The following is an 11,637-nucleotide window of genomic DNA, read 5'->3' on the forward strand; positions in this document are numbered from 1 at the left end:
AAACAATGAAAAATGTCACACCTAAGCTAAACTCAGCCGTCCTGCAAAAGGCGGTGATTGAAAGTTTTGTTAAATTAAATCCACTTGTTATAATCAAAAATCCGATTTTATTTGTCGTAGAAATTGGCGCGATATTTGTACTTTTGATGATGCTTTCCCCTTCCCTTTTTGAAGCGGAAGGACGATTCGGCTACAATCTAGCTGTGTTTATTATCCTTTTATTTACCCTCCTGTTTAGTAATTTTGCTGAAGCATTAGCGGAAGGGCGAGGAAAGGCACAAGCCGATAGCTTAAAGCAAACCAAAAAAGATACTGTAGCCAATAAGGTGCTGAAAAACGGAGATATTAAACAAGTATCTTCTAATGATCTTCGTAAAGGTGATGTTGTATTAGTAGGAAACGGCGAATTAATTCCCGGAGACGGCGAAATTATCAAAGGACTTGCCTCCATCGATGAGTCAGCCATTACAGGGGAGTCAGCTCCCGTCATTAAGGAAGCGGGTGGTGATTTTAGTTCCGTCACTGGCGGTACAAGAGTAGTAAGCGACTGGATTATGGTACGAATCACTACGGATCCTGGTGAGTCATTTCTTGATAAAATGATTGCCCTCGTCGAAGGAGCAACACGTCAGAAAACGCCCAATGAAATTGCGTTGAACATTTTACTTGTAACATTAACCATCATCTTTTTAATTGTCGTTGTAACACTCGTTCCCATTGCGAATTATGTAGGGGTCAAATTAGAGCTTTCTACATTGATTGCCTTACTCATTTGCCTGATTCCCACAACAATTGGTGCTCTCTTATCAGCAATCGGGATTGCAGGGATGGACCGAGTAACGCGTTTTAATGTGCTTGCTATGTCTGGAAAAGCCGTCGAGGCGGCAGGAGACATTAACACGATTATTCTTGATAAAACAGGGACGATTACATTTGGAAATCGGTTGGCTTCCGACTTTTTCACCGTTAAAAACGTCGAACAAAAGTTGCTGATTGATACGGCTGTCATCACTTCTTTATTCGATGAAACACCAGAAGGACGATCCGTATTAGAACTGGCGAAAGAAAAAGGATTTTCATGGGAAAAATCAGTTTACGAGAAAGCGGAAATCATTCCTTTTACCGCAGAGGAACGAATGAGTGGCATCAATTTTAAAGGGAATGAGTATAGGAAAGGATCTGTAGATGCAATTATTCATTGGGTGAAAGAAAAGGACGGGATGATTCCAAACAATGTAAAGACAATTGCTGATGACATTTCAACACAAGGAGGTACTCCATTAGCTGTTGCCAAAAATAATGTCATACTCGGAATTATTTATTTAAAAGACACCGTCAAACCAGGAATGAAAGAACGCTTTGATGAACTAAGAAAAATGGGTATTAAAACGATTATGTGTACAGGAGATAATTCATTAACAGCAGCTACCATCGCCAAAGAAGCGGGTGTGGACGGCTTTGTCGCTGAATCAAAACCAGAAGATAAAATTAGAATCATTCGCGAGGAACAAGCCAAAGGAAAATTAGTCGCGATGACGGGAGATGGTACAAACGACGCCCCTGCCCTTGCTCAAGCGGATGTCGGACTTGCGATGAACAGCGGCACCATTGCAGCAAAAGAAGCTGCGAACATGGTCGACTTAGACTCTGATCCAACAAAAATCATTGAGGTAGTCTCGATTGGAAAACAATTGTTAATGACTAGAGGATCATTAACGACATTCAGTATTGCAAATGATATAGCAAAATATTTTGCCATCATACCAGCCATGTTTACGTTAGCGATCCCCGAAATGGAAGCACTAAATGTGATGGGTTTGAATTCACCTACGAGTGCCATTTTATCTGCACTTATATTCAATGCCTTGATTATTCCATTGCTCATTCCCTTAGCGATTAAAGGGGTAAAATATATACCGATGTCCGCTAATCAATTAATCTCAAGAAACATTATAATCTATGGGCTTGGCGGCGTACTCGTACCATTCATCGGGATTAAGCTGATTGATATCATCATTGGATCGTTCTTGTAAGAAAATTTAGATAGTAGGAGGAGTGAATATGTTTAAAATCATTCGATTATCGTTGTTGATGATCGTTCTATGCGGAATTGCCTATCCGTTAGCAATGACAGGCCTTGGTCAGCTACTATTTCCAGCACAAGCAAATGGAAGCCTAATTGAAAATGAGAAAGGGGAAGTCGTCGGTTCCGAGTTAATTGGTCAAAATTTTAACGAACAAGGCTACTTTTACGGACGAATTTCATCTATAGAATATGACGCCTCTGCTTCAGGTTCAAACAATTATGCACCATCGAATGCTGACATGCTCAAGCGAGTACAGCAATCGATTGCATATATTCAAAAAGAGGATCCTAATATCAACCTAAAAGAGATTCCTGTCGATTTAATTACAAATTCAGGCTCAGGGCTTGATCCGCATATCTCAGTAGCTGCGGCTAAATTCCAAGTGGATCGCGTCAGCAAGGAAACCGGCATCAACCAAGACACATTAAACAAAGCAATTGAAGATACAACAATACCACGCAGCCTCCAACTTTTCGGAGAGCCTCGTGTCAACGTGCTAAAACTGAACATGGAAATACAGGGACTCAAGAAATAAGAGGAAATATGGCCCCCACTCGTCCTATTGGGGGCCAAATATCTTGAAAGGAGAAGGCCTACTTGGATCGTAAGTATCGGAGAAAAACACCAGAAGAGATTCTTGCAGAAATCGAACGACTAAAGCGCGGTAAGTTAAAGGTGTACATCGGCTCAGCACCAGGTGTAGGAAAAACATATCGAATGCTTGAAGAAGCCCGTGAATTAAAGCGAAAAGGAATAGATGTAGTGATTGGCTTAATAGAAACCCATCAACGCCAAGAGACAGAACAATTAGTCATTGGCTTAGAAATTATCCCGAAAAAAACAATTCTTTATAAAGGGAGAACATTGGAGGAAATGAACAAAGATGCCATTATCAAACGGGCACCGGAAGTAGTTCTCATTGATGAACTTGCTCACTCTAACGTCCCCACTTCCTCTAACGAAAAAAGATATATGGACATAGAAGACATTTTACAGAAAGGTATCCATGTCATATCCGCTGTTAATATTCAACACTTAGAAAGTGTTCATGACATCGTTCAACAAATCACAGGGGTAAAAGTAAGAGAACGCATCCCCGATTGTTTCCTGCATCAAGCAGATGAAATCATTCTTGTAGATGTCTCTCCAGAACTGCTGATTAAAAGACTAAAGGAAGGAAAAATCTATCACTCCAGCAAAATCGAACAGTCACTCAATCATTTTTTCACGAAAAGCAATCTAGGAGCTCTAAGAGAATTGTCTCTTCGTGAACTGGCCAATGACGTCGATAATCGCCTAGGATACAATCAATCTCCTACCGGCATCACTGAAGTCATCATGGTGTGCGTTCAAAATAATGAAAGTGCAGAAAAGCTCATTCGCCGTGGCTGGAGAATTGCAAGCCGCTTAAAAACGAAACTGATCATTCTTCATATCTCACGTGAAGCCTCCATGAATCGTAAACCTGATGAGAGAAAAAAGATCAAAGAATGGAGAAAGCTCGCTACCCAATTTAACGCCCAGTTCATCGTTGAACCACTTAATAAAAGAAACATCGCCACAGCCATTACAGATGTGGCGATTAAAAAAAATGTCACCCAACTGATTCTTGGTCAATCCGCAAGAAACCGCTGGGAAGAGCTCATTAAAGGCTCGATCGTCGACCATATTATGAGGCATTCCTTAGGGATTGATATTCATATTGTTTCCTATCATAAATAGCCGGAAACTTTATATAATCTTTAACTTTAAACTGGAATTATTCATAAAGAAATCTTCCATCAGTGGGGTTTTTACACTTCCTCCACGATAAAGTCCATATAATTGTGTAAAAGAGTAGGCCATATGATCGCCTGTAAGATACAATGTTTTTAACTACAAAAACATATCTGGAGGCTGATCATATGACCTGCCTACATTTTACATTGAAAACAGAAGAAATACAAAGTTTAATCAATCTGTTAAGGATGATTTATCTAATCTAAGACGATTCTAACGACAGTATTCAACCAACTGATGGAACAACAGCGTACAGAGTACATTCAAGCAAATGATTACGAGCGTTCCAAATCAACGTGTGAGCCAACGTAATGGCTATTATCCAAGGGAGTGGACCACACGAATAGGGACATTAAATTTGGCGGTGCCTCGTACACGAGACGGTGAATTTTCACCTACGGTCTTTGAACGTTACCAATGAAATGAAAAGGCGCTTCTCGCTTCGATGCTAGAAATGTATGTGTCTGGCGTTTCCACACGTAAAGTATCTCAAGTCGTGGAAGAACTTTGTGGTAAGAAAATGTCTAAATCATTTGTATCCGACTTAACGAAAACACTCGATCCCATGGTTAAGGAATGGAAAAATTGCTCTCTTTCAGATACAATATATCCTTTTCTTATGGTTGATGTACTCTATGCGAGGAACATCGTGTCATTTCAAAAAGCTGCCATATCGCGATTGGAATCACGGAAGAAGGAGAACGTGAAATCATCGGTCTCCTGATCCAAAACGGTGAAAGTGATGAAACGTGGTCTACCTTTTTTGATTATCTGAAAGAGCGCGGATTAACTAGAACACAGTTGGTCATTTCAGATGCCCACGCTGGCTTAAAATCAGCTATTTACAAATCTTTTACTGGTGCTTCTTGGCAAAGATGCCAAGTTCACTTCATACGAAACATCTTAAGTTCTGTTCCTAAAAAGGACGTTAAACCATTTCGTGAGGAAGTAAAAACCATCTTTAGGTTTAATGATATCGAGCTCTCTAGAGCAGCCAAAAACGCTCTATTAGAAACATAGGCCAATCAACCAAAGTATGACAGAGCATGCAAAAAGCTCGATGAAGGGTTCGAAGATGCCTTTCAATATACCATTTCTGGTAAAGGTCACAATCGATTAAAAAGCACCAATTTAATCGAACGATTAAACCAAGAAGTCCGCCGGCGTGAAAAAGTCATTCGTATTTTTTCATATGAGGATTCAGCTAATCGATTGATTAGCGCGGTTCTTCTAGACATTCACGAAGATTGGATAAGTTCTTCAAGAAAATATATTCCGTTCTAACAATGCTTGATTTTGGTTTAAAAATTGTATCTTAATTTCACACAGAATTTTGTACTTGACTGTCAAAAATCAATGAAGAAGTGTTTTATTAAAGATTCTTTATTTATATTTTTTAATTTTATATTTTTTTTATATGAATTATTAAAATAACCAATGGAAAGATGATACCTTTTTTTCATCCAAAAATATTTTTTGAATTGTATATTATTATAATATTTTTTTTCAAAAATAAAGATTTTTTTCTTTATAAGACCATTTCGATATATAAAGAATTCTTCATTCCAAGTATAATTAACATTATAATATTTTAACAAATACATTATCATGGTTACGTAAACAAACCCGGTTGTTATGATAGATAAAAAATCAAATAAATACAATAAAAAACAAAGAATAGAACTTAGGATTATAGATACCAGAACCTGATTTAAAAAAGCTCCTTGTTTTTCTCCTGCGTTTTTCGGAAGAATTCCTATATAAAATTGTTTTGTTAATTTAGATATCTTTTTCATTGACATATATGGGTGGAACAGAACTTTCTTTTGATCTTTTTCCACAGTTTCTACATACACTGTTGCACAATTACTTAATTTCTGAAATATTGATTGTTCAATCATAATACCACTTATATTTTCACGAGAAATATAATGATTTTTTTCAGAAAATAATCCCGTGGATATCTCAATAATACTATCATTTATCCTAAGTTTAAAATTAGCTATTTTTATACATTGCTTTAACAAAGAGAGAATAGTAAGCACTACACCATATATATATGTTTGAACTGGCATACCAACATACAGATCCAACCAATAACTTAAGTAAATATAATCCCGAAAAGATCTTACATCTATAGACGGTATTTGTGAGAAGGTTGAAAAGAATGTTACAACAATAGTAACAACTAAACTTCTATCTAAAATACTTAGAATGATTTGCTTCCATGAAGTATTGTTTTCTACTAGATTTTTAGATTGCTTATTTGGTACGTACAAAATTCTAATAATTTTGTGGGCATCTTTATTTAAAATACCTTTTAACGTAATAGACGAATCTACATCTTCCCCTTCTAATTGTAAAGAAAGAATAACTGGTGCCTTATCAAAAGGCAACAGTTTAGTAATAGAATAGTTTTGGATTTTATCTTTATTAATTTTTTCAATACTTTTAAATATGATTCCTTTGTGAATAAATAATTCATTTTTATTCAACTCATATGAAGTACTTATCCATCGAAATAAACCTACTAATATTAACAAAACCCCTACAGTAATTAAAAGGATAGTAGCTAGTTTTTCATTAATTAGATAATCTGAATTAGAAGATTTAAATATCAACAGCAGCAATAAAGGTGTGATGAGACTTAAAAATCCTTGAATAAAAGGATAGAACACACTAAAAAACGACAGTTTCCGCTTATTTCTCATTAATGCTAGCTCTCTTCTTTCACAAGATTATTAATTTCTTTTGCTACTTCTTTAGGGATAAATGTTAAATATACCGTACCAGCTGCTGTACTTATATCAATTGAAACTAAATCATATTTTTTTAAAATTGGACCTTGTCCTATTTTAATCTGATAAATTTTTTTAATAGGTATGAATATATTTTTTTTAACAAAAATCCCTTCTTTAATATGAATTTGATTCTCATCAAAACAATATTTATAATTAGTATATTCTTTTTTTAAAAAAATCAGATTAAACATTGTAATCAGGATGAATATTAAAATAATAATGGTTAATACGTTGGTGACTATTGGCACTAAATCAAAATGGAAAAGCAAAAAAAAGGATATTACTTCCATAAAGAGAAGTAAGAAATATAATTTTATTTTATAGGGTATGTATTCCTTAGATAATGCATACCATTTTTGATCCATAATATTCCTCCATTTTTAAATTATATAGGAAAATCCTTTTTGTTAAAAATCACAATAGAGGAGATAAGCATTATAACTGTTGTGATTATATATACCCATATTAACGTGAAAAAGGAATAACTAAGTGTAATACTTAAAGACTCTCCATTAATTAGCGTAAATAAATTAATATTCGTTATGTAAAAATAACTTAACCATTCTACCTTAGGTAACAATAATGGTGATAATAAATTCCACAGCATACATGCAAATATAGACACTGTTAAGATAATAACATTTTGAAGGATTGTTGATAAAAGAAAAGCCATGGCAATATATCCAATGATACATAATATATTTGTAATAAGACCAAGAATAATTCCAAGCCAAATCGGAATGATAGTTGGCTCATTTAAGAAAATAATGGTTGATGTACTCAAACTTCCAAATCTACCATTTATGCCATATATTAAATAGATCATTAAATAGTAAAAAATAGAAATTCCTAGAATAACTATCAAAGCAGCAATCATTTTTGAAATTAATACTTTTATCCTTCCCATGGGCGAACTAATACTTATTTTTAAAGTTCCATCATTTGTTTCCCCGATAATCATTTCACCACAAATGATTATGATAAAAATAGGCATAAGTAGTAACATAAAAATGCCATCAGATATTTCATCATACAATAAATATGTAGCATCATCTAATCCATCTGGTGGTATATTGTGTTCTAATCTTAAATTGATTTCGGTTAATTTATTTTTCACTTCTTTTGTTTGTGGTTCTTCTTGTAATAATGCAGCTTCTGCTTTAATTTCTTTTTTCCAATTGCTCGGTTCATGATCATTAGAACCAAAAATTAAAGACAGTACAAGGATAACAAGTGCTGTAACCGTAATCAAAACAATAGATAACAACTTTTTACTGTAAAATAATTTAATTATTTCATTTTTAACTATATTATTCATCATATATCTCCATCTTTATTAATAACATCAATATATATTTCCTCAAGATTTTTTTTAGTCATTTGATAACTTTCTATCATAATTTTATTTTCAATTAAATACTTTAAAATCTCTTGTACCCTCAACTCATCAGTTTGAAGTATCAATTTATTTTCAATTAGTTTAAATGACCATTCTTTATTTTTCAACAACCCTCTTAATTTTTCAGATTGTTCATTAGGAATTTCTATGATTGCTTCTGGAAGATTAGATTTCTTCCTTATATTTTCTATTGACGTATACATTAACTTCTTACCATTATTAATAATTAATACTTTATCGCAAACATGTTCAAGCTCACCTAATAGATGAGAAGAAATTAATACAGTGATATTGTTTTCACGTGATAATCTCCGAATTAAATTTCTTATTGCAATAACACCCTCTGGATCCATTCCATTGATGGGTTCATCCAAAATAAGCAGTTCTGGATTCCCTATTAATGCCATCCCTATAGCCAAACGTTGTTTCATTCCCAAAGAATATGTTTTTACTTTTTCATTAATTTTTTTAGAAAGACCTATTAATTCAACAATTTCATTAATTTCTTGTCGTGATACTAGTTTTTTTGTTAAACGGGCACGTTGCAATAAATTTTCATAGCCAGACAAATATGTATATAAGGATGGACTTCCCACTATGGCACCAATATATTGCATTGCATTAGTATATTCGTTCTGTACATCATAACCTTTAATTTTAATCGTTCCGCTGTCTACCTTTATTAACCCCATAATCATACGAATAATAGTAGTTTTTCCAGCTCCATTTGGTCCTAAAAAGCCTAATACTTCTCCTTTTCCTATTTGAAAGCTGACATTATTAATAATATTTTTGTTATTTATATTCTTACTAACATTTTTTAGTTCCAATACAACAGAATCCATTTTTCCTCCTAAAAATATAAAAATACCCCGATATAATGTATTGATTTATTTCTTTTATCATTCTATTCATAATTTTTCTTTCAAAGAGTTAAACTAAACCTATTAAAACTTCTTCTCATCTTAAAACCCATTTACCTGCTTCTGTAACCTATTCCCAAACTTTCTTTAAAAATATTTTCTCACTCTACTCTCAAAAAATAGAAAATAATTACTTTTATTGAATTCGTATATATACTATATTAATTTTGGATACATGTAAAGTTATTTACAAAAAAATACTTATTAACTCTATTATTATTTTAAAATTACTATAAAAAATCCCCAATAGTATAATTAAACAACTATTAGGGATTCATCGAAAAAACGATAACAATTGGAACCGCTGTAATAGTAGTATTACTAGCGAGTGTTTTTTAAAAAATCGGAATAAAAAACCCTTTCTCATGTAAAATGAGAAAGGGTTTAAATGTTGATATATTAACGTTTTGAGAAATATACTTATAAATTTTAAGTATATCTAATCCATTGAAAACCATTCATATCAACGTTTTGGGAATTGTTATTTGGATAAAAGTGTATGAAAAGGTATTGAAAATGATATTACTTGAACCAATTTGAACCCAAATAATAGGTGTTAGTTGAATACAAATTTTTCTAAACTTCTTAGTCAGCCTCAGTGATAGAGGCTCGCAAACATTTTTCACTAAACTTGTCAAATACTCGATAAAGCGCCTTTTGTGCACTTTTGGTGTTAATTTTCTTTGGATACTTGATATTAATTAATTTAAAGATAAACTCTGAATCTTTTTCCGGAATACTATTTCCTCTTTTTTTAGGAAATTCTATTTCAAAAGTACATTGTCCCTTTCCAGAATTAATATTAAAATCATAGTTTATTTTTAAAGATGAAATTATTAATGAAGAATGATATGTATTTTCTTTGAGAACATCAGTTTCATGTAGAGCTTTGCCTTGAAATTTAATATTTGAAACTTTATCTTCCATCCATTGAAAATCTGTCGGTAATTCTGCCGTTGAATCAATCGATATCTCAATATCAGTTATTTCATCAAAGGAAAAAGTATTTGTTTCATCTAACTTATCATTAACAAAACTCAATAAAAATTTTATTCTTTCTTCATTTGAAAAATCGCCAAATTTAATTACATTACCTACCGCATTTTCTATCATAGATTCTCTTTTCAAGATTGTTGCCACTTCTTTAACAATTAATCTGTTAATTTCTTTTGTTTCGTCTGTCGAATGTTCAGTAGAAATAGTCAACTTATTATCACTAGAACTTAATGACATTTCTATTGCCCCTTCATAAATATTTACTTGTTCATACCAATCTTTGCTTAAATCAGTTCTTTTTATTTTATAAGTGAGTTGGATTTGATTATTACTTTCGTTTTTATGAAAACTATTTACGTCAATTATTTTGTAGTTTTCATATTCGAAATTTATTAATCTATCTAACTTTATTTCATTTAATGTTGGTATTGCTCTTATCAAATCCTTATCACTTACATATGAAAATGTTGCACTTCTCCTTTTTGGTATATTCTCCTTACTTTTTTGGCACTCCTTTAATATTTCATATTCAGTTGGAGATAACAAAGAAGTTAGGAGCAATGGAAAAATATCTTCCTTATTATAGGAACTTATAAAAATTCCTTTTTGAGATAAAGTTTTTTTCAAATCACTGCTTGTTAAAACACTTGATGAAGAAATTAAAGCTTTGAGTACACTGCCATACGGAAGCATCGTATCCGCATGTCTTTCAAGATCACTCATGTCATTCCCCTCCCAAAGAAGCAATATTATCAATAAATGATTTTACATGTATTTTACTCTTAAACTTTGTATCAGAGAAATTACTTCTAACTCTTTCTACTATATTAGAATGAGTTAATTGATTATAATCAGGGTAAAAAATATAAACTTTTTCAGGCCAATCTTTACTTATCAATTTCGAAAATCCAACTACTTTGATTAAGGATTCCTCAGTAAAAGGCTCATTTAAAAAAACGGCAATCCCACTATTTGAATTTTCAAGAAACCTTACAGGTAAAATATTGGTGTTTATTAATTGAACAGGTAACACCTTACCATAATCCTGAAACTCAGCGGGATTATTATTAAAACCAGTTTTATGATACTCAAAATTATAATCATCAAAATTATTTTGAACATATTTAATTGTTTTAGATATAAAACTAAGCTTGTTATTGTCAACTAAATATATAGGCCCATAATCAATTTTATCTGTATTGTTAAAGTTGCATACTTTGGAAATTATGTCTGTTTCATCATCGTCTTCCTGAGAGATCCAAAATATCACTCCAGACAATCTTCTTTCTTGTATTCCTAAAGGTAATTTTCTATCTACATAATTTTTATCGTACTGAAAACACTCCATACCATTTGCTAGGTCTTTTAAATAAGATTTAAACGTGTTAGTAGGAGAAGAAGGATATTTGTTTGACGTATGTTTTATTGATACCAAAACATCTTCCTGAGTATTACTTTTCATTAACTCACTTTTATATCTAAAATATGCATCTATTCCATGTGTCTTACTTGGTCGAGCGTGTTCCTCAATAAAAACGCATTCATTTGTAATTCCTTCTTCAACGCCAGACCAACCAATAAGTTTAAAAAAATTTGAAACTATTTTTTCCCCAAACTCTCCAGAACTTTTAGATTTCTCGCCAGCCATCTTT

Annotated in this window: 9 protein-coding genes and 1 pseudogene; 4 read left to right on the forward strand and 6 right to left on the reverse strand. The window is 32.6% G+C overall.

Translation table 11 applies throughout. From position 1 onward, the window contains the following. Positions 1-5 precede the first annotated feature (5 nt). From kdpB to BN1372_RS14820, 4 genes and pseudogenes are all read left to right on the forward strand, one after another. Positions 6-2,033 (forward strand): potassium-transporting ATPase subunit KdpB, encoded by a 2,028-nt coding sequence (gene kdpB, locus BN1372_RS00205; protein WP_062196902.1) that lies wholly within the window; start codon positions 6-8, stop codon positions 2,031-2,033. 28 nt (positions 2,034-2,061) lie between these two features. Beyond that, on the forward strand, positions 2,062-2,622 hold the full coding sequence (gene kdpC / locus BN1372_RS00210) for a potassium-transporting ATPase subunit KdpC (protein ID WP_062196903.1): 561 nt from the start codon (positions 2,062-2,064) through the stop codon (positions 2,620-2,622). A gap of 62 nt (positions 2,623-2,684) precedes the next feature. Further along, on the forward strand, positions 2,685-3,809 hold the full coding sequence (gene kdpDN, locus BN1372_RS00215) for a KdpD-like non-kinase potassium sensor (RefSeq protein WP_062196904.1): 1,125 nt from the start codon (positions 2,685-2,687) through the stop codon (positions 3,807-3,809). Positions 3,810-3,991: 182 nt separating this feature from the next. Beyond that, positions 3,992-5,150: pseudogene (locus BN1372_RS14820) on the forward strand (IS256 family transposase). A gap of 62 nt (positions 5,151-5,212) precedes the next feature. Here the strand turns inward: BN1372_RS14820 and BN1372_RS00225 are convergent. From BN1372_RS00225 to gapS4a, 6 genes are all read right to left on the reverse strand, one after another. Then, on the reverse strand, positions 5,213-6,577 hold the full coding sequence (locus BN1372_RS00225) for a PH domain-containing protein (protein ID WP_062196905.1): 1,365 nt from the start codon (positions 6,575-6,577) through the stop codon (positions 5,213-5,215). 5 nt (positions 6,578-6,582) lie between these two features. Next, complete coding sequence (locus BN1372_RS00230) at positions 6,583-7,032, reverse strand: PH domain-containing protein (protein WP_062196906.1); 450 nt, start codon at positions 7,030-7,032, stop codon at positions 6,583-6,585. A gap of 20 nt (positions 7,033-7,052) precedes the next feature. After that, positions 7,053-7,985, reverse strand: coding sequence for an ABC transporter permease subunit (locus BN1372_RS00235; protein WP_062196907.1), 933 nt, complete (start codon positions 7,983-7,985; stop codon positions 7,053-7,055). After that, the gene (locus BN1372_RS00240; protein WP_062196908.1) at positions 7,985-8,911 is read right to left on the reverse strand and encodes an ABC transporter ATP-binding protein; all 927 of its coding nucleotides are present in this window, start codon (positions 8,909-8,911) and stop codon (positions 7,985-7,987) included. The genes BN1372_RS00235 and BN1372_RS00240 overlap by 1 nt, the downstream gene beginning before the upstream one ends. 663 nt (positions 8,912-9,574) lie before the next feature. After that, positions 9,575-10,708 (reverse strand): GapS4b family protein, encoded by a 1,134-nt coding sequence (gapS4b, locus tag BN1372_RS00245; protein ID WP_062196909.1) that lies wholly within the window; start codon positions 10,706-10,708, stop codon positions 9,575-9,577. A 1-nt stretch (position 10,709) separates the two neighbouring features. Further along, positions 10,710-11,633 (reverse strand): GapS4a family protein, encoded by a 924-nt coding sequence (gene gapS4a, locus BN1372_RS00250; protein WP_062196910.1) that lies wholly within the window; start codon positions 11,631-11,633, stop codon positions 10,710-10,712. Positions 11,634-11,637: the final 4 nt, after the last annotated feature.

It is taken from the genome of Massilibacterium senegalense (assembly GCF_001375675.1).
In the GTDB taxonomy this organism is placed as follows: Bacteria; Bacillota; Bacilli; order Bacillales; family Massilibacteriaceae; genus Massilibacterium; species Massilibacterium senegalense.